The 19,494-nt window shown below is 40.7% G+C and carries 16 protein-coding genes and 1 pseudogene; 9 read left to right on the top strand and 8 right to left on the bottom strand.

Annotated elements, in window-relative coordinates:
- Positions 1-43 precede the first annotated feature (43 nt).
- Positions 44-784: a hypothetical protein gene (locus ACHFIY_RS06475; protein ID WP_410845254.1), complete on the bottom strand. Its 741-nt coding sequence runs from the start codon at positions 782-784 to the stop codon at positions 44-46.
- A 193-nt stretch (positions 785-977) separates the two neighbouring features.
- Between ACHFIY_RS06475 and ACHFIY_RS06470 the strand changes: the two genes are divergently transcribed.
- From ACHFIY_RS06470 to ACHFIY_RS06455, 4 genes are all read left to right on the top strand, one after another.
- Positions 978-1,931: a methylenetetrahydrofolate reductase gene (locus ACHFIY_RS06470; RefSeq protein WP_410845253.1), complete on the top strand. Its 954-nt coding sequence runs from the start codon at positions 978-980 to the stop codon at positions 1,929-1,931.
- A gap of 50 nt (positions 1,932-1,981) precedes the next feature.
- Entirely contained in the window at positions 1,982-3,391 is a 1,410-nt protein-coding gene (locus tag ACHFIY_RS06465) for a LutB/LldF family L-lactate oxidation iron-sulfur protein (RefSeq protein ID WP_410845252.1), read from the top strand.
- A 76-nt stretch (positions 3,392-3,467) separates the two neighbouring features.
- The gene (locus ACHFIY_RS06460; protein ID WP_410845251.1) at positions 3,468-4,022 is read left to right on the top strand and encodes a Uma2 family endonuclease; all 555 of its coding nucleotides are present in this window, start codon (positions 3,468-3,470) and stop codon (positions 4,020-4,022) included.
- A gap of 36 nt (positions 4,023-4,058) precedes the next feature.
- Positions 4,059-5,399, top strand: a complete 1,341-nt coding sequence (locus ACHFIY_RS06455) for a DUF7033 domain-containing protein (protein WP_410845250.1) — start codon at positions 4,059-4,061, stop codon at positions 5,397-5,399.
- 200 nt (positions 5,400-5,599) lie between these two features.
- On the opposite strand, the gene ffh is transcribed toward ACHFIY_RS06455, so the two are convergent.
- The 3 genes and pseudogenes from ffh to ACHFIY_RS06445 form a co-directional block, all read right to left on the bottom strand.
- Positions 5,600-6,931 carry a signal recognition particle protein gene (gene ffh, locus ACHFIY_RS06450; protein ID WP_410845249.1) on the bottom strand — a complete coding sequence of 444 codons (1,332 nt, stop codon included), beginning with the start codon at positions 6,929-6,931 and terminating at the stop codon, positions 5,600-5,602.
- Positions 6,932-7,091: 160 nt separating this feature from the next.
- Positions 7,092-7,220 (bottom strand): annotated as a pseudogene (locus ACHFIY_RS19355) (hypothetical protein); the annotation flags it as partial.
- A 29-nt stretch (positions 7,221-7,249) separates the two neighbouring features.
- A complete protein-coding gene (locus ACHFIY_RS06445; protein WP_410845248.1) occupies positions 7,250-7,747 on the bottom strand; it encodes an ATPase in 498 nt (165 codons plus the stop codon).
- Between the two features lie 1,042 nt (positions 7,748-8,789).
- Between ACHFIY_RS06445 and ACHFIY_RS06440 the strand changes: the two genes are divergently transcribed.
- Positions 8,790-9,173, top strand: coding sequence for an START-like domain-containing protein (locus ACHFIY_RS06440; protein WP_410845247.1), 384 nt, complete (start codon positions 8,790-8,792; stop codon positions 9,171-9,173).
- A gap of 37 nt (positions 9,174-9,210) precedes the next feature.
- On the opposite strand, the gene ACHFIY_RS06435 is transcribed toward ACHFIY_RS06440, so the two are convergent.
- A complete protein-coding gene (locus ACHFIY_RS06435; RefSeq protein ID WP_410845246.1) occupies positions 9,211-9,801 on the bottom strand; it encodes a hypothetical protein in 591 nt (196 codons plus the stop codon).
- A gap of 168 nt (positions 9,802-9,969) precedes the next feature.
- Here ACHFIY_RS06435 and ACHFIY_RS06430 point away from each other — a divergent pair, with 168 nt between their 5' ends.
- The 3 genes from ACHFIY_RS06430 (at position 9,970) to ACHFIY_RS06420 (ending at position 13,264) form a co-directional block, all read left to right on the top strand.
- On the top strand, positions 9,970-11,397 hold the full coding sequence (locus tag ACHFIY_RS06430) for an LptF/LptG family permease (protein ID WP_410845245.1): 1,428 nt from the start codon (positions 9,970-9,972) through the stop codon (positions 11,395-11,397).
- A 12-nt stretch (positions 11,398-11,409) separates the two neighbouring features.
- Positions 11,410-12,150: a superoxide dismutase gene (locus ACHFIY_RS06425; protein WP_489685638.1), complete on the top strand. Its 741-nt coding sequence runs from the start codon at positions 11,410-11,412 to the stop codon at positions 12,148-12,150.
- A gap of 127 nt (positions 12,151-12,277) precedes the next feature.
- Entirely contained in the window at positions 12,278-13,264 is a 987-nt protein-coding gene (locus tag ACHFIY_RS06420) for a cation diffusion facilitator family transporter (protein ID WP_410845244.1), read from the top strand.
- Between the two features lie 3 nt (positions 13,265-13,267).
- Here the strand turns inward: ACHFIY_RS06420 and ACHFIY_RS06415 are convergent, their stop codons facing one another.
- Positions 13,268-13,963, bottom strand: coding sequence for a hypothetical protein (locus tag ACHFIY_RS06415; RefSeq protein ID WP_410845243.1), 696 nt, complete (start codon positions 13,961-13,963; stop codon positions 13,268-13,270).
- A 116-nt stretch (positions 13,964-14,079) separates the two neighbouring features.
- Here ACHFIY_RS06415 and ACHFIY_RS06410 point away from each other — a divergent pair, with 116 nt between their 5' ends.
- Positions 14,080-15,453 (top strand): dipeptidase, encoded by a 1,374-nt coding sequence (locus ACHFIY_RS06410; protein ID WP_410845242.1) that lies wholly within the window; start codon positions 14,080-14,082, stop codon positions 15,451-15,453.
- 150 nt (positions 15,454-15,603) lie between these two features.
- Here ACHFIY_RS06410 and ACHFIY_RS06405 read toward each other — a convergent pair whose 3' ends face one another.
- Positions 15,604-17,601, bottom strand: coding sequence for a KUP/HAK/KT family potassium transporter (locus ACHFIY_RS06405; RefSeq protein WP_410845241.1), 1,998 nt, complete (start codon positions 17,599-17,601; stop codon positions 15,604-15,606).
- Between the two features lie 373 nt (positions 17,602-17,974).
- Positions 17,975-19,327: a sigma-54-dependent transcriptional regulator gene (locus ACHFIY_RS06400; RefSeq protein ID WP_410845240.1), complete on the bottom strand. Its 1,353-nt coding sequence runs from the start codon at positions 19,325-19,327 to the stop codon at positions 17,975-17,977.
- Positions 19,328-19,494 lie beyond the last annotated feature (167 nt).

The raw sequence follows: 19,494 nt of genomic DNA, 5'->3' as shown, positions 1-19,494 counted from the left end.
CGAACGGAGCGAAGACCAATTGGGGATAAAGGTATGTGTTTTTCTATCGAATAAGTCCAGTCAATACGCTTTTCTCCAACACTGCATTTGGATTAAATTTGTCGAGCAATGCAGTAATGATTTCATAGTCACCTGAAATTATTTTGGGACTCAGTCTGATTTTCATATTATTAAAACTGTTTTCCTGTATACTTATTAAGTATCCTTCTATCGAAGGGTTCTGAATCCCGATTAAATGATCGTATTTGTCTAAAAAGTTTAATGATTGCACTTTTGGATCAGTCGGAAAAATATCTAATCTATATCTGAATTCCTGCTCAATTTCCCATATCCCTCTTTTATGTAAAGCCAAATCTCTTATTCTTAAACCCTTTTCTGTTATTATTTTGGGTTTTAATTTATCAATATTGTCAGTGTATTCGATTCTGTCTGGTTCATTTTTTCCGGGAAATATAAAAAAGTTGTTAATATTATCGTCATATTCTTCTTCTGAAACAAGAAGATTATAATTCTGTCCAATTTTATACGAGTTAAAGATTGGGAGAGGCAATTCTATTCTAACTCCTCTCATTTGGGGAGTATACATATTCCAAAAGGGCAAATTTTCTTCAGCATTTTCAGTCCAGCATGATATAAAAATATAGGGAGCTAGCGTTTTAAAATCTTCGGATTGTCCTTCTGTAGGGTCATTAACTTTGTCGAGCCTCCCAAACCGAATTGATTTCGAATTCAGTATTAGGGCAAGGTTATTAATACTAGTATAATGAAATAAAACAGCTGGCATATAAATCTTTATAACATTTACATCACTAATAAATAGGTGCGACTCCTTTCCGCCAATCCCTCCAAAAATAGATATATTCCCCCATCTTTTCTTTCTATGCTATCTCCCCTCCCCACAAAATAATTCTTCTTTTTTAGCTAATTCGTTTTACTTCGTGCAACATAGATATTTTTGCAGATAGTATTTAATTACCATGAAGATAACAGACCATATAGAACAAGCAAAAGGCACGTTGATTTCTTTTGAAGTATTGCCGCCATTGAAAGGGAAAACCATTTCCAGCGTTTATGACCATTTGGACCCACTGATGGAATTTAAACCGAGCTGGATAAATGTTACCTACCACCGTAGCGAAACCATGTTTAAGAAGAAAGTGGATGGTACGTTTGAAAAGGTGGAAGTGCGCAAACGGCCTGGCACAGTAGGCATTTGTGCCGCTATTATGAACCATTACCAGATAGATGCGGTGCCGCATATTATTTGCGGGGGCTTTACCAAAAGGGAGACGGAAGATGCATTGATAGACCTTGACTTTCTTGGGATTGACAATGTACTGGTACTGCGTGGGGATGCTGCCAAAAACGAATCGAGCTTTGAGCCGGAAGTGGGTGGGCATAATTATGCCATAGATCTGCTGCAACAGGTAACCAATATGAACCATGGGCTGTACATAGACGAGGACATAAAAAATGGCGGCAAAACAAAGTTTTGCCCAGGCGTTGCGGGCTACCCGGAAAAGCATTTTGAAGCGCCTAATTTAGAGATTGACCTGCAACGCTTAAAAGAAAAAGTGGATGCGGGTGCGGGCTATGTGATGACACAGATGTTTTTTGACAATCAAAAGTTTTTTGACTTTGTAAAACAATGCCGTGAGATTGGTATTACCGTGCCGATTATTCCAGGATTGAAGCCGATTACCAATAAGAAACAATTGTCTGTTCTGCCTCGTATTTTTCATGTGGATATACCTACAGATTTAAGCAATGCCCTGATGAAATGCAAAACAGACCTTGACTGTGAGCAAGTAGGTACAGAATGGCTGATACAGCAAAGCAAAGAATTAAAAGCTTTTGGTGTGCCTGTATTGCATTATTATACACTTGGCAAACCAAAAGTTATTTGGAATGCGGTGAAGCAGTTGGTGTAAGAACTAGTCGTAAGTAATAAGTGGTAAGTAGTAAGTTTTAGGAGGAAAATATGTCAAATACAGCCGCCACATTTTTGGCGAAAAGCATCATTAAAGCACCCAATAAGGAGCATCGAAGGAAAATCAATTTCAACATTGGCAAGTACAATGCGGCTGTTCCTTTGGGCAAAGCACAGTTTTCCGATGTGATGAAGGCAAGGGAGCAAGCCAAAAACCTGAAATGGCGTGCCATAGAAAACTTAGATACAAACCTTGAGCAGTTTGAAAAACAAATTACGGCAAGAGGTGCAAAAGTGTTGTGGGCAACGGATTCTGCCGAGGCACTTGAATTTATAGGCGCTATTTGCAAAGAGAAAAATTGCAAGTCTGTAGTGAAGAGCAAGAGCATGGTTACAGAAGAAATTCACCTGAACCATTACTTGGAAACACAAGGCATTGAAAGCGTGGAAACCGATTTGGGTGAATATATACAACAGTTAGATGGCGAGCCGCCTTACCATATTGTTACCCCTGCCATGCACAAAAACAAAGAGGATGTGGCAAAATTATTTGCCGAAAAGCTAGGCACGCCCAAGGGGCTTAACCCAACAGAACTGACGCTTGTAGCCCGGCAAAACCTTAGGGGGAAATATGTACAGGCAGAAGTGGGGGTAACAGGGGCAAACTTTATCGTGTCGGACATTGGGGGCGTGGCCATTACCGAAAATGAAGGCAATGCAAGGCTAAGTTGTGCTTTCCCCAAAACGCATATTGTGGTGGTTGGAATAGAAAAGGTAATACCATCCATGACAGACTTGGCTTTGTTCTGGCCACTATTGTCAACCTTTGGCACAGGGCAGCAGGTAACGGTTTACAATACCATTGTAACGGGGCCTAAGCAGCCCAATGAAAATGACGGGCCAGAAGAAATGATAGTGATACTGCTAGACAATGGACGTACTAACCTACTATCAAACCCCAAGACAAGGGAAGCATTGTACTGCATACGTTGTGGGGCTTGTTTAAATGCCTGCCCTGTATATAAAAACATTGGCGGGCATAGCTACGGCACTACTTATAGCGGGCCTATTGGCTCAGTGATTACTCCACACCTAAGCGGCATGGCAGAGTACAAACATTTGAGCAACGCCTCTTCCCTTTGTGGCAACTGCACCGAAGTATGCCCGGTACGCATAAACCTGCACGAATTGCTGCTGGAAAATAGGCACGAGGCCGTAGAAGCCGGCACTTCAACCCTTGCTGAAAAAATAGCCTGGAAGGTTTGGAAAACAGCCAGCCTAAACAGGGACATGATGAACCTAGGCAATGGCAGCATGAAAAACTGGGTGGTGAATAAAATATTCAAAGGCTGGACTGCCAACAGGGCAAACCTAGACTTTAGCCCAAAAACCTTTAGCGAAATGTGGGAGGATAAAATTCGCCACGAAGACACGAAGGCAGAAAGAAGCACCAAGAAATAAAGCATAATATTTTTGTTGATTTAACCAAGAAAACAAATTCTGTTTTGTATTTTTATACAATAAAACAATCAAAGGCATGAAACAGGCAATCATCCATAAAACAATCACAAGCGAGGAGGAATACCTTTTGTTTGAGGAGCAAAACGAGGAGCGGCATGAATTGATTAATGGAAATTTATTTGTTATGAGTGGCGTATCCAAAGAGCACTACTATCTTACGTTGGCTATCAGCGTACTATTTACACGTTTGTTACATGGGACTAATTATCAGGTTTTTGGCGAAATGATAAAAGCAAAAACGCCAGATGGCAATTTTTTTTACCCCGATGTAATGATATGCCACCCAGATGTACATGAATATTTTAGCAGCGAAGCGGTTTTAATATTAGAAGTGCTGTCAAAAAGTACCCGTCGTTTCGACCTCACGGATAAATTTATCCAGTACCAAAAAATAAACACCCTGCAATATTATTTGTGCATGGAGCAAAAACAGCAAAAAGTATTTTTTTATTCAAACGATGCAAAGGGCAAATGGCAGTCAGAAACATTTAGTGACGCTAAAGACATCATTTCACTTAAAGCCTTAAATATCAGTTTTGCCGTTGGTCAGCTTTATGATAAAGCAATTTAATTTTACCCTGCAAGACATTTACAAACCCCAATAATTTTGCTGCTCTACTCTCATTCTTCAACGCCCCGCTTACAATACGCCCTGCAATTTATTGGAAGCATTGTTGGGCAGCCATTCCTGTTAACAACAGACATTGAGGCATTCACACATTCGCGCGATATTAAAATAAATTACAGCGAAGAAAAGCTGCATGGCGTTGGCTACCATATACAGCCGCATACACTTTTGTTTCAAACCACAATAGACCCAATTGAAATAAATATTGTCCAATGCAGGGGCAATGCCTGTTTTTTTACTAGTAAAAATGATAACCACGGTTTTGATGTATTTGCAGCTATATTTTACCTACTTAGCCGATACGAGGAGTACCTGCCGCACGAAAAAGATGTATATGGGAGGTATGCACATATCAATTCCGTGGCTTATAAAAACAATTTCCTTGCCCTTCCCGTAGTTAATTTTTGGGTGCAAGATTTGATGAGGCAATTACAAATAGCAGACCGTGAATTGAGCATTGTAAACCGCCAGCCAGTAGCAGTGTGGGGTCTCACCACTGACCACTCACCATTCACTTTTTGTCCTACCTACGACATAGACATTGCCTACGCATACAGGTATCAGCCACTTTGGAAGAATGTCGGCGGCTTTTTCAAGGATTTGGCAAACGGCAATTTTGAAAAGCTAATGGAACGTGCGAATGTTTATAGCGGCACAAAGCCTGACCCCTTCGATGTATATGATTGGCTACATACAATGCACAAGCATTACCAGCTAAGCCCTGTTTACTTTTTCCTGCTTGCTAAAAAAAGAGGTATTTACGATAGAAACATTTCCCCTCGGGTTAAGGGTATGCAGCAATTGGTAAAGAAACATGCTGCTAAGTATAAGGTAGGCATACATCCTTCTTGGCAAAGTGGCGATGAAGACGGTTTATTGGTAGAGGAAATAAAAAGCCTGCAACATATCACGCAGCAGCCTTGCATATTTAGCAGGCAACATTATATACGCCTTACTTTGCCAAAAACCTATCGTGCTTTAATTAGCACAGGCATTACAGAAGATTATTCAATGGGCTATGGCAGTATCAATGGTTTCAGGGCATCGGTGGCATCGCCATTTTTTTGGTACGATTTAGAAAGGGATGAAGCTACAAAAATGTTGCTCCGCCCCTTTTGCTATATGGAGGCCAACTCTTTTTTCGAGCAGCACTTTTCTGCTGAGGAAGCCGCCGAGGAATTGCAGCAGTACCACGATGTGGTAAAGCAAGCGGGCGGCCAGTTGGTTACCATTTGCCACAATCATTTTTTAACCACCCAACCCCAATGGGAGCCGTGGAGGAAGATGTATGCCGCTTTCTTAAAAAAGAATTTTTCTTAATTTTTGCCACAAAGGCTCAAAGACACAAAGCAGCACAAAGTTTTAAATAAAAAAAAACGAAATAAGTTTTTGGAAAGTAACACATCTTTCTTTTCATGTCAACCACATGAAAACTTACTAACTATAGTTTAATTCCTTCGTGCTTCTTTGTGCTTTAGGGTCTTTGTGGCTATTTTCTATTGCCTCTTTGCCTGCGAGCATTATTTTCTTCTCATTCCCGGCATCATGCCTAGGTTTGGCATACCGCCTTTGTTCATCATGCTCATCATTTGTTTCATTTGCTCAAACTGCTTGATAAACTGGTTTACATCGTGCACGTTTTTCCCAGCCCCTTTCGCAATCCTAGTCTTCCGGCTGGGGTTCAGCAAGTCTGGGTTGGCTCTTTCGGCAGGGGTCATGCTTTGTATCATGCTTTCAAAAACTTTGAAGCTATTGTTGTCAATCTCCACGTCTTTTATGGCTTTCCCAATGCCCGGTATCATGCCCATCAGGTCTTTCAGGTTACCCATTTTTTTAATCTGTTGCAATTGGTCCAAAAAGTCTTGGAAATCAAATTGGTTCTTCCTTATTTTCGATTCCAGCCTTTTTGCCTGTACCTCGTCATATTGCTCCTGTGCCTTTTCTACCAAGCTGGTAATATCGCCCATGCCTAGGATACGCTGTGCCATACGCTCTGGATAAAAAATATCCAGCGTATCCATTTTTTCGCCACTGCTCATAAACTTTATGGGTTTATTCACGGTGTATTTAATGGTAAGGGCAGCACCACCACGGGTATCGCCATCAAGTTTTGTCAATACCACGCCACTAAAATCGAGGCGGTCGTTAAACGCTTTTGCAGTGTTCACAGCATCTTGCCCAGTCATGGCATCTACAACAAACAAAATCTCCGTAGGGCTCACGGCGGCTTTTATATTGGCTACTTCTGTCATCATGGCCTCGTCTATGGCCAACCGGCCAGCCGTGTCTATTATAACAACATTCTTGTTTTTTGCTTTTGCTTCTTTTATGGCATTCAGTGCTATAGAAACGGGGTCTGTATTGTCCCTTTCAGCATATATTTCCACGCCAACTTGCCCAGCCAAAACAGTCAACTGGTCTATCGCCGCAGGCCTATATACGTCAGCTGCTACCAACAGTGGGCTTTTGCCTTTTTTGGTTTTCAGGTAGTGGGCAAGCTTCCCTGTAAATGTAGTTTTACCACTACCCTGCAAGCCAGCAATCAATATCACAGCCGGGTTGCCAGTAATATTAAACTGTGCTTCCTTCCCACCCATCAGCTCGGTCAGCTCGTCTTTTACTATTTTCACCATCAACTGACCTGGGCTAATGGCATTGATTACCTTTTCACCCGTTGCTTTTTCCTTAACCCTGTCGGTAAATTCCTTGGCTATTTTAAAGTTCACGTCGGCATCTATCAATGCACGGCGTATTTCCTTGATGGTATTGGCTACGTTCAGGTCGTTTATACGGCCTTGGCCTTTCATATTCTTGAAGGCCGATTCTAATTTTTCACTTAACGAATTAAACATTGCTGGCAGAGTGGAATAAGTAATTGATAAAAGTGCCTGCAACACTTGCAGGCACTATTGGATGCAAATATACAGCATGGCATATCACCGACGAAATGATTTGCATATTTATGGATATGAGCAAGCGATTGCCCTTGTGTAGTTTTGGTTTTAGAAGGAGTTATAAATCTTTCGCATTCACTTTTTTAATTTCCCCATTTTCTCCAGATACAACCAAATAGCTGTTTTTTGCTTTTGTTTCTGCTATTAGGTTTTCTGATACTTTTTTTAAAGCTATTTCAATTTTTGTTTGTAAATCTTGATGCGCTTAAGACAATTCTATATTTTTTTTAACGACTCCCATAATTCAAGGTTATGTATTTTATAATTATTTTCAAATTCACCTTCAGCTATTATAACAGGAGGAGAAATATCGTTTTTATAAACTGACCAGTGGTCAACTATTTTGATAAATTTAAACAAATTTTGGATACCAAGTGTATACCTTCTTTCAACAACCTCGCTTGGTATATTGTGCCCACCTTTCTTTACCCTACTTGCTACCCTTAGTTTTGCCAATTCAACAGAAGGCAAATAAAAGAAAAGCAAGATTACTTCATAGCCCAGCAACTGCACTTTCCTTATCAAATTTAAATAACTTTTAGTAGCCAATGTTGTTTCTATACAAAAGGTTCTTTTTAATGCAATATTTTCATCAATCTGGTTCAACATTATTCTCCCAGCTTGCAAAGCAGCGGCTTCGACATCTAAGGGATTTAACTCCGCTGCAATTTCATCCGCATTTAAAAATACGGAACAATTAAAAACCTCTGGCAATAAAATGGGTGCATTTCAAAATTTCGCTTTTTTGTTGTTTTCAATTTGGCAGAAGTACGAAATATTTATTCCTGTAATAAGTCAATCCCTGCTGTTTGCTGCCAGCAAGCATCCTATATGGGGGAATTTTGGGATGCTCATGGGGGCATATTTCCCCCATATAGGATTTTTATTTTGGACTATATACTTATGTATCCGACTTTTACATTAAAGGAGCAACTAGGGGCATCTTGGCCTTGCCTCCTGCATCGGATATTAGTTGTCTTGGGAAAATGATAATCCACCATCAAAATCTTATAGGTTTCTTATCAATAAATTATCATTCTACTATAATAAAACTATCATTCCATTATCAACAAATTATCATAAAATTCACTTAAATTATAATAAAAAATGAGGCCAAAAAAACATAAACAACTGAATATCAATGAGTTAAAGGCAAAAAAAGGGAAATAGCAAAAAAAATAAACCACCGAAAAACAAAAAATAACCCCAGTTGAAGTATTCGCTTAAGCCTTCGCATTCCCCTCCTTTGTTCTTGCTCGCTTTCCCTTGTTCTTGCCCTACATTCCCTTTGGAGAGGGTTCGGGTGAGGTCGGGATTTAGGGTGGGGCTTTCACAATCAAATAGTAAAGCCTCTTCAAAAAAAGGCCCATAAAAAGCGAAGATTTGAAATGCCCCCAATAAAATTTTAGAGGCTGTTGTTTTGCCAGCCCATTGGGGCCTGCTAGTATATATAGTGTAGGCATCTTTTAAGTTTAGTTAATCGAATGTTTTGAATGTGGACATCAAAAGTAAATTTATATACAGAATGGAAAACGTTTGCTATTTCTATTCTTTTAGCACACACTTTTCTTTGGGGAATTTTACTAGGTAGCATACCTATATTTTCTCCTTTTTCCCCCTAAAACTATGTGGCTATGTGCCTATGTTGTAAAAATATAATAACCGTTTTCTGTTAAATAAAAAAAAACATTTGGCAGCTATGTATTATTTTCTATTATTGCAGCCCTGCTACACAATGTAGGTAAAGTATTTATTAATGAGCAAGAGGCAATTATACACACTAGAATTTCCAGTTCGGTGTTCCCCAACTATATTATGGGACTTTTTAAGTACCCCTGCAGGCCTGCAGGAATGGTTTGCCGACAAGGTAGATGAATGGGAAGGCGTTTACAGTTTTTCGTGGAATGGCGAAAAACCAGACAAGGCAGAAATTGTAGATTCGGAGGAAGATGTTTTTATAAGGTACCGTTGGCTGCACTATGACAAAAGCGAATATTTTGAATTTAGGGTTGACCAAACCGAAATATCAAACCAAACCATTTTTGTAATCAGCGACTTTGCCGAGAAAAACGACATCAAGGACCAAAGCCAACTTTGGAAATACCAAGTGAAGGAGCTGATGCACAGGTTGGGGGCTTAAATAGTCGTAAGTCATAAGTGTTAAGTCGTAAGTAGGCTTACAGGGCATTTAGTATTTCAGAAAAAGTTTCAATAACAAAAGCATAAATATTGTCCCACTCTTGTAGTGGGATTTTTTTTGCCAGTTTTACAAAGGGCATCTGTTGTATTGTTTCTTGATTTGTAACTGATAGCAATTGGTAATTATCACTTCTAAAATGATGCTGCCACGCATCGTTGGCCACGCAAACAAACCATGGGTAAGTTCTAGGTTTAGCATCAAGTTTTTTAACCACGTTTTGAAATTGCTCCCGGTAACTTCCTTGCAGATGTAGGGTAACACTAACAAAATTGCCCCATAAAAAAAACAGCCTTATAGCAAACACGCCAGTATTGGAAAAGCATCTTGGGTAGTCTAGCATTACCCACGGCAAGCCTTCATAATTTTCGCCTTTTGAAATCTTTGGACTGCTGTTCTTTATTTCAAGCGGCAAATGAGGGTGAGTTGCAACAATAGTTTTGCAACTTTCGCTGATAGCACCAAATAACCCATACACTTTTTGTATGATGCCATTCTTTGTTAAAATGAAACCTGCATCTGTTGCCAGCATCAATTCCGTTGGTGAAAGCTTTACATTTGTTGCATTCATTGAAATAAAGATTTAACCGCAAAGTACGCAAAGCAATTTTCGCAAAGGAACGCAAAAAAAGAAAAGAGGGGCATTTCACTTTGAAGATAGCAAAGCCAATGAGAGATTAAGTCAAAGGGAGTGCTTAATTCAAAATTTAAAACATAAAATTCAAAATTTCCTACGTAGGTGATAAAAAAATTAGACATATTAATTATCAGGGCTTTTGTAGGGCCATTTATTGCCACGTTTTTAATTGCGATGTTTGTGCTGGTAATGCAGTTTTTTTGGCTGTATATAGACGACTTGGTGGGCAAAGGTCTGGAACTAAGCATTATTCTCCAGCTTATTGTTTTTGTTGCCGCCAATGTAATACCCCTTGCCCTGCCCATAGCCCTGCTGCTTTCTTCTATTATGACGTTTGGAAACCTTGGCGAAACCTTTGAAATAGTTGCCATCAAATCTGCCGGCATACCCTTGCTGCGTTTTATGCAACCATTGTTGATTGTAACACTTTTTATTAGCGGCATCGCATTTCTATTTTCCAATAACATAATACCTGTTGCACAGCTAAAACTGGCAACCATTAAATACAATATCATTGTTTCCAAACCCTCGTTTGACATAAAAGAAGGTGTCTTTTATGATAAAATAGAGGGCTATGTAATAAAACTGGGCAAAAAAGACAAAGACGACAGCACCATACACGATATTGTGATTTATGAAAAGAACTACAACCTGCAAGACAATATATTGATTGCCGAAAAAGGCATCATGCGAGTAACCCCAGACAAGCAGTTCCTAGAATTTATCTTGAACAATGGCGTACGCTATACCGAAAGAGGGACGAGGATGACGACCAATACCGAATACATCCGCCTAGGTTTTAAAACATATAAAAAAGTATTTGACCTGAAAAGCTTTAGCATGAACAGCACTACTGACAGTGCTTTCCGCTACGACCCCAAAATGCTAAGCATCAGGCAATTAAACACTACCATAGATTCTTTGCAACAAGGAGATACCCTGTATCAAAAAAGGTCTGTGATAGAGGTAAACCCTTATTTGCCTTTTTCAAGGTTTGCCGATACAGGCTGGGTTAAAACCAAGCCAGCTGTTGTTGCTACCAAATCTTTTCTGGCAGATATACCCGATTCTATAAAACAACTTGTTTTAGAAAGCAGCATCAGCAACATTAGCAATGTAAAAAACAGTATATCCATTATTGCGGACGACTATGAACGAAAACGAAAAAACGAGAATGCACACCTGATAGAATGGCATAGGAAGTTTACATTGCCAGTGGCTTGCGTGGTTTTGTTTTTAATTGGCGCCCCATTAGGTGCTATCATCCGCAAGGGCGGGCTGGGCGCACCGTTGGTATTTGCCATAGGCTTTTTTGTTATTTTTCATTTGCTGAACACTTTTGGCGAGAAACTTGCACATGAAAACGTAACAAGCGTTTTTACGGGCATGTGGATTTCTACAATGGTATTGGTGCCTATTGGTGTTTTCCTTACATACAAAGCTATGCGGGACTCGCAATTGTTTAACCAAGAAGCGTATTACCGATTTTTTAGTAACGTGAAAAAATTTGTTGATAACTTACACTTTTAAAAATAAAAATACATGACACCTGAAAACGCAAGCCGAAGGGCTTTTATAATAGACGCAGCAAAAACATCTGCCGCGGTGGCTTTGTCCGCAAGTGTTTTGCCATCGCTGGGCAATGTGTTTACACAAACGCCATTATCTGGAATCCCTTATACGCAGCAGCCATTGCCATACGGCTACAAAGACCTTGAAATGGCTATTGATGCCATGACCATGGAAATCCATTATACGAAACATGCAGCAGCTTATGCAAAGAACTTGGCGGATGCGTGTACAGCAGAAAAAATTGACACAAAAAATATATCGCTTGAAAATTTGCTAAGCAAAACCTCTAAATATTCACCCAAGCTCCGCAACAATGGGGGGGGGCATTATAACCACGAATTATTTTGGCAGAGTTTAACGGCAAAATCGAGCATGAAGCCTGAAGGCAAGCTATTAAAACATATTGAAAAAGATTTTGGTTCTTTCGAGACTTTTAAAACACAGTTTACAGATGCGGGCAAAACCCGTTTTGGAAGTGGGTGGGCATGGCTGGTAGTAAACAATGATAAAAAGTTGGTTATTGGCTCTACCCCCAACCAAGACAACCCATTGATGGATGTAAGCGAGCTAAAAGGCACGCCTTTATTAGGGCTAGATGTTTGGGAACACGCATATTACCTGCGTTACCAAAACAAACGTCCCGATTATATCAACGCTTGGTGGAATATTGTAAACTGGGATGTAATAACTAAAAGATACGAGCAAGCATAGAAATTTTGGATTTTAAATTTTGAATTAAGAAACGCAGGTAAAAGATAGCAATTTAAAAGGGAGTCAGACTGAATAAGGTTTGGCTTCCTTTTTTTGACTAATTTTTAAATACAAATACTTTTCACTCTTGCAACCTGCACAACAAAATTTCAGGGTACAGCTTTGGATAACAATACTCAGCGTGGTATTGTTTGCCACTAAAATTGCCGCCTATTACCTTACCAACTCTCTTGCTATCTTAACCGATGCACTAGAAAGCATCGTAAACGTGCTGGCAGGTTTCATCGGCTTGTACAGCCTGTATATTGTAACCAAGCCCAAAGACAAAGACCACCCCTATGGTCATGGCAAGGCAGAGTTTGTATCTGCAGCGGCGGAGGGCACGTTAATTATTGCTGCTGGCTGTTTGATTATTTACCAAGCCATCACCAGCCTCCTTCAAAAAAAGCCTATTGAGTCGCTGGATACTGGTTTAATACTCGTGGCTATTACCGCAATTATTAACTACGCTGCGGGCTATGCCTGTATATCTATTGGGAAGAAGAACAAATCGCTAGCATTACTATCGAGCGGCAAGCATTTGCAACTAGATACCTATACCACCTTTGCTATTGTGGCGGCTCTAGTAATTATTGTGTTCACGCATTTGGTGTGGCTTGATGCTGTGGTGGCATTTGCAGTAAGCCTGCTTGTTTTGCACAATGGCTATTCCATTATCAGGGCTTCGCTGGCTGGCATAATGGACGAGGCAGATATAGAATTGTTGGAACAATTGCTGGCTATATTGAACAACAACAGGCGGGAAAACTGGATAGACCTACACAACCTGCGGGTAATAAAATATGGCAGCACGCTTCACGTAGATTGCCACCTTACGGTGCCTTGGTATTTGAATGTGCGTGAAGCGCACGACGAAGTGGAGGCACTTGGAAAGTTGATTAGGAACGAATTTGGCGATTCCTTGGAATTATTCGTGCATACCGATGCCTGCCTGCCTTTTAGTTGCAGTATATGCACAAAAAAAAGCTGCACCGTGCGGGTACAGCCTATAAAAGAAAAAATTGTGTGGACGTTAGATAATATTATCCTAGACCAAAAACACAGAGCCTACTAGCGATTATTTAACATAGTAACTTAACAAGGCTGCATTTTCGTAAACCTGTGCAGTTAAGAAGTTTACGCTTAGCGTATATTTAATAGGTCCTATGCCCCTTGCATAGTAAAAATCTCCAGTTCCTGCAAGTGCAGTAAGTGGGCTGATAATATTCATATCCAAATGAACCTTAGCTACATGGCTGTATAGTTTGCCTGCTACTGTAAGGGTATCATCCAAGCTTTTAATGGTATAATTATTTACTGCACTTACTGTAGCTGGATAAGGCGTAACAACTTTAAATGAAAAAGCCTGCGACCAAATGCCACCTACTACAACGGAATTTACCAGATATTTCTCTTCTAAATCAGGTATAACTCCACCTCCGATATTTGTGAACAAACCCCTCCTGAAATTACTATCGGCAACAGTCCTGTAATAAAATACATATTTCTTGGCACTATCGCTAAGCATTTTGTATGAATATGTATTAATAAGTGTATCGGCATTTTGCACGGTAAGCTTAAATGTATCTTTACTAGCACTAGCTGAATCAGTTCCTGATAAATGTGCAAATTTCCAGTAACTACCTGCATTTAGCTGAATAAATGGTTTAGTAGCCAAAGTGTCTATGGGTGTGGGTGTTGTAGCATCAGAAGTGCTTTTTTTGCAAGATGACATTGCTGAAACAAGCAAAGCAATCATTAATACATTTTTCATTTTTGTTTGTTTTTATGGTATATTTTATTGTTATTAAGAACAAGATACAAGTAAATTCGCTGCCTGTAAGTTAATACAAATATCATTACCTTTTCTCAAAATAAATAAAACAAAATATGGAAGCTTGGAAAAATTATCAGGAAACCAATAAAAAACGTTTTTTAGACGAGTTATTGCAACTACTGCGTATACCCAGCATTAGTGCCAAGACAGAACACCAGCCCGATATGCAAACCTGTGCCGAGGTAGTAACGCAGCGTTTGCTGGAAGCAGGGGCAGACACTGTAACCATTTACCCAACGGCAGGCCACCCGGTAGTGTATGGCGAAAAAATAATTGACCCTGCCAAGCCAACAGTATTGGTTTATGGGCACTACGATGTGCAGCCCGCCGATTCAGATCCAAGCAACCCATGGATAACACAGCCTTTTGACCCCACAATAAGAAATGAAAAGATATTTGCCAGGGGTGCCTGCGACGACAAAGGGCAGTTTTATATGCACATAAAAGCATTTGAGACCATGGTAAAAACCAACACCTTGCAAAACAATGTGAAGTTTATCATTGAAGGCGAAGAAGAAATTGGCAGCCCCAACCTAGCCACTTTTGTAAAAGAGCAAAAAGAGTTGCTTAAAGCAGATGTAATATTAATCAGCGACACGTCCATGCTAAGCATGGAAACCCCCTCGATAGATACAGGGGTGCGTGGGCTTAGCTATATTGAAGTAACCGTTACTGGCCCCAACCGGGACTTGCATAGCGGCGTATATGGCGGGGCAGTAGCCAACCCTGCCACAATCCTTGCGAAGATGATAGCAAGTTGCCACGATGAGAATAACCATATAACTATCCCCGGTTTTTATGATGATGTGATTGAGTCTTCAACAGAAGAAAGGGCAAAAATGGCAGAGGCTCCTTTTAGCGAAAGCGAATACAAACAGGATTTGGGCATTGATGCTTTGTGGGGCGAGAAAGGCTACACCACCAACGAGCGCACTGGCATTCGCCCAACATTGGAAGTAAATGGTATATGGGGCGGCTACACAGGCGAAGGGGCAAAAACAGTATTGCCATCTAAGGCACATGCAAAAATTTCTGCACGCTTGGTGCCAAACCAATCATCTGCCGTGATTACCGAAAAACTGATTGGATATTTTAAAAGCATTGCACCTGCCGGGGTAACCGTAGAGGCTTTTGAACACCATGGCGGCGAGCCGTATTTAACCCCTATTAACAGCATTGCCTACAAAGCTGCCGAGAAAGCCATTGCTACTACTTTTGGCAAAACGCCTATACCCGTTCGTGGTGGTGGCAGCATACCAATCTGTGCCTTGTTTGAGCAAGAACTAGGCATTAAAATAGTATTCATGGGCTTTGGGCTAGATAGCGACAACTTGCATAGCCCTAACGAAAAGTTCGATTTGTTCAATTTTTACAAAGGCATTGAAACCATTCCATATTTCCATCAGTTTTATACAGAAATGGCGTAGGGATACGCCACAAACCCACGCAAAAACAAAGCAGCACAAAGTTTTAAGGGGAATAAGATATTGTTTTCTGTAAATAAACATTTTTCAACGAAGGAAGGCCACAACAAAATTGTGGCCTTCCTTCGTTGAAAAATTAACTACTATTTTATCCTAAGCATGTTCCTCATGCAACGAAGGCGCCGCATGGTACATGGTACGCTTCAGCGGTATATTTTGTATAGGTGCTACCACTAATGGTATTTTTTCCACATCGGTATCGCTCCAGTCTAGGCCAAAAGCTTTTTTGTCTGTCTGGGCCATTTTGCTAATGGCGAAATAGGAATTGAGGATGAAGCCTTCCTGTACAGAAAATTCATTTTCTACAGATAGGAACCGTTGCAATATCACATAGCGTATGTCGCCCGAAATATTGTGCTTGTTCAATGCTATCTCGTCGCTATTAGCACAAACATTTAGCTCATGGTGTTCTACCATTTCCTCCATCACTTTCCTGAAGTAAAGGTGCATCCGTGGTTGTATGCGGAAACCAAGTCTAAACTCTACCCGTATTATTTTGTCGTGTTCTATTTCTTCTACATGGTATTCCATGGTGTAAGGCTCATCTGTGCGTTCTATATGCAGAAACCAATACACGTCTGCCCGCTTTGGTCTTTTGGTCAATATAGACTCCAATATCCTTTTTTCAATGGCTTTCTTGCTGTTTGCCTTGGTAAGGTAAACCAGGTGCGTGGCATATTTAGCCTCGTCGTGATTATTGCTTAGGGCTGTAAGGGCAGGTATAAAATTATTGATGCTCTCAAATTGTAGGAACCGGTTGGTTATTTTACGGGCTTTGTACCAGATATACATTACAAACACCAAGGTAATCTCGAATATCAGGAACATCCACCGCTGCTTTATTTTGGCCACATTCGTGATAAAGAAAGAAATCTCTACTACCAAGAAAACCAATAATATGGCGAACATGAGCCAAGAAGCCCATTTTTTTACAAATTTCATGTAGTAAAACATCAACGTGGTGGTCATCAACATAGCCACAACAATCGAAAAGCCATAAGCTGCTTCCATTTTGCCCGAATCCCTGAAATAAAGCATCATGCCCACACAACCACCCCACAACAACCAGTTGATGCTAGGGATATAAATCTGCCCACGGATATTGGTAGGGTATTTAATGGTGATGCGTGGCCAAAAGTTCATGCTTACCGCTTCGCTGATTAATGTAAACGAGCCACTAATCAATGCCTGGCTGGCAATAATGGTAGCCAAGGTAGCAATGATGATGCCTGGCAGCAAGAACCAGTCGGGCATTATTTCATAAAAAGGATTCAAGCCCTCCAAATGTGTTTTTCCGCTGTGCAGCAGCCAAGCCGCTTGGCCAAAATAATTGGCTATCAAAGCTATTTTTACAAAAATCCAGCTTACTTGTATGTTCTTTTTGCCGCAATGCCCCAAATCAGAGTACAATGCTTCTGCACCTGTGGTGCAAAGGAACACGGCACCTAGGAGCCAAAAACCATTGGGATAGTGTACTAATAAATGGATAGCATAATAGGGGCTAAAGGCAGCCAATATAGCAGGGTAATGCGCAATGCTAAGGATGCCCCAAAACATGATCATGCTAAACCAGATAAACATGATGGGCCCAAAAGAGCTGCCCACTACCTTAGTGCCAAACTGCTGGAAGAAAAACAACATGGAGATAATACCGATAACAATGCCTACCGTAAGGTTATTGCCCGGCACAATTAATTCCTCCATCCCTTTCACGCCATTCAGGCCTTCAATAGCAGAGGCAACGGAAATGGGTGGGGTAATAATGCCATCGGCTAGCAAAGTGCCTGCGCCTACAATGGCCGGGAAGTACAACCAATGGCGGTAACGCCACACAAGCGCATAAAGGGAGAATATGCCGCCCTCGCCTTTATTGTCTGCCTGCAAGGTAAGCAGGATGTATTTGAATGTTGTTTGAAGCGTAAGCGTCCAGAAAACGCAGGAAATACCGCCATAAACTAGCTCGTCACTAATAGGTCTTTCGCCCATGATAGCTTTAAAAACATAGAGTGGCGAAGTACCAATATCGCCGAAAATAATACCGAGGGAAACCAAGAGGCCAGCAGCTGTAACTTTTTTTAGATGAGGGTTCATGTATGTTTATAAATGGTTAAAAGAGATTGAAAAATTGATTTTAAAGCAATTTTTTAATCATACAGCAGGCAATGGAATCACATGCTGCGAAGAATATGCCATTTGTGGGTTGGGAGTAAATAAATAGGTTTGATTGATTATGTTACAATTGAAAAATATTGAAAAAATATTTTCAAGTCTTCAACAGGCTTTCATGCTACCACCCCAAAACGGGGTGGTAGTTTTCATTTTGGGGCGGTAAGTTTCCATTTCGGAGTGGTGTTTTCCATTTCGGTTATACAACTGTTTTACAAAAACGAATTTAAAATTAGAATTTGTAATTTTCGATGAGATTGCATTTACTGGTATTCGTAGGGGCGTATGTAATACACCCCTACAGTTTATATTCCTCAATCTTCCTGTACAATGTTGTTAGCCCAATATTGAGCAGTTTGGCAGTTTCTGTTTTGTTGCCTTTGCAATGGTTCAGCACCCTTTGGATATGTAGTTTTTCCACGCTTGCCAATTCAAATGCAGATAGTAAGTTATTGTTGCCATACAAATGTGCTGACTGCATTTCCAGTGGCAGGTTAGCAAGGGTCAGTTCCCTGTTATCTGCCAGTATCACGGCACGCTCCATCACGTTTTTTAGCTCGCGGATATTGCCACGCCAGTCGTGCTGTTGCAAGTGGCTTAGAAATTCATCGCTCATGCTTTCCACATGCAGGTTTATTTTTTGGGCAAATATTTTCAAAAAGTGGTTTGCCAACAGCGGTATATCCTTCTTCCTGTCGCGCAAGCCAGGTAGGTAAATGGTAAACACATTCAGGCGGTAAAACAAATCTTCCCTGAACTTCCCTTCGTGTACTTCATTTTTCAGGTCCCGGTTGGTAGCGGCAATAATGCGCACGCTTACCTTGGTGGGCTTGGTATCGCCTACCTTTATAAATTCGCTAGTTTCTAATACCCGCAATAGCTTGCTTTGCAGGTCTATGTTCATCTCGCCAATTTCATCTAAAAACAAGGTGCCAGTGGAGGCTTCTTCTATCAAGCCTTTTTTGTCTTTCAATGCCCCTGTGAATGCACCTGCTTTGTGACCAAATATTTCGCTTTCCAGCAGTTCCTTGCCAAAGGCGCTGCAATTCAATGCCATAAAGGGCTTGCCTGCCCTTTTGCTGCCATTGTGTATGGCCTGGGCAAACACTTCTTTCCCAGTGCCTGTTTCGCCCAATAGCAAAACAGTTGCCTCAGTAGGAGCTACTCTTTTTGCTAGGGTAATAGCTTCCTGGATTAAAGTAGAGCCGCCTAAAATGCTTTCAAAGCCATAGCGTTTGCCCACTTGTTCCTCTAGTTGCTCAATGCGCTTTTGCAACTGGGCTTTTTCCAATGCTTTGTTTAGCAAAGGGATAATTTTATCGTTATCATCCCCCTTCATGATATAGTCGAATGCACCATTTTTCATGGCTTGCACGCCATCGGCCACATTGCCATAAGCCGTAAGCAGGATGACTTCCATGGCGGGATAGGCTGGCTTAATGGTGGTTAAAAAGTCCACCCCGTTACCGTCGGGCAGCTTTACGTCGCACAGCACTACATCCACCTGCCTGTAACTCAATTGCTTTGCTCCTTCCTTTAGTGTGCCTGCTTCTATTACCTCAAACCCCTCGGCACGGATAATCCGGGAAAGCAAGCTCCGCAGTTTTTCCTCATCGTCAATTACCAATATCGTTTTCAAGCTAGTTGCCATTTGTTTCAAAAATAAGCAACCAATAATTGAACCTAAAATTTTTTGTTGCTACTTGTATTGCCACGAATACTCAAAGGCTCGAAGCAGCAATAAGAATAAAACACAAAAAATTGTTGTAACTATATTTATTGCCACGAATGCACGAATAAGCACAAAAAAAACATTAG

Source organism: Parasediminibacterium schistidii, assembly GCF_046546515.1.
GTDB lineage: Bacteria > Bacteroidota > Bacteroidia > Chitinophagales > Chitinophagaceae > Parasediminibacterium.
This window is presented reverse-complemented; position numbering and strand designations above follow the sequence as displayed.

Bases quoted from the DNA above. Each gene is read 5' to 3' on its own strand.
- ACHFIY_RS06475 (WP_410845254.1), bottom strand. From the start codon at position 784: ATGCCAGCTGTTTTATTTCATTATACTAGTATTAATAACCTTGCCCTA.
- ACHFIY_RS06470 (WP_410845253.1), top strand. From the start codon at position 978: ATGAAGATAACAGACCATATAGAACAAGCAAAAGGCACGTTGATTTCT.
- ACHFIY_RS06465 (WP_410845252.1), top strand. From the start codon at position 1,982: ATGTCAAATACAGCCGCCACATTTTTGGCGAAAAGCATCATTAAAGCA.
- ACHFIY_RS06460 (WP_410845251.1), top strand. From the start codon at position 3,468: ATGAAACAGGCAATCATCCATAAAACAATCACAAGCGAGGAGGAATAC.
- ffh (WP_410845249.1), bottom strand. From the start codon at position 6,931: ATGTTTAATTCGTTAAGTGAAAAATTAGAATCGGCCTTCAAGAATATG.
- ACHFIY_RS06440 (WP_410845247.1), top strand. From the start codon at position 8,790: ATGAGCAAGAGGCAATTATACACACTAGAATTTCCAGTTCGGTGTTCC.
- ACHFIY_RS06435 (WP_410845246.1), bottom strand. From the start codon at position 9,801: ATGAATGCAACAAATGTAAAGCTTTCACCAACGGAATTGATGCTGGCA.
- ACHFIY_RS06425 (WP_489685638.1), top strand. From the start codon at position 11,410: ATGACACCTGAAAACGCAAGCCGAAGGGCTTTTATAATAGACGCAGCA.
- ACHFIY_RS06415 (WP_410845243.1), bottom strand. From the start codon at position 13,963: ATGAAAAATGTATTAATGATTGCTTTGCTTGTTTCAGCAATGTCATCT.
- ACHFIY_RS06410 (WP_410845242.1), top strand. From the start codon at position 14,080: ATGGAAGCTTGGAAAAATTATCAGGAAACCAATAAAAAACGTTTTTTA.
- ACHFIY_RS06405 (WP_410845241.1), bottom strand. From the start codon at position 17,601: ATGAACCCTCATCTAAAAAAAGTTACAGCTGCTGGCCTCTTGGTTTCC.
- ACHFIY_RS06400 (WP_410845240.1), bottom strand. From the start codon at position 19,327: ATGGCAACTAGCTTGAAAACGATATTGGTAATTGACGATGAGGAAAAA.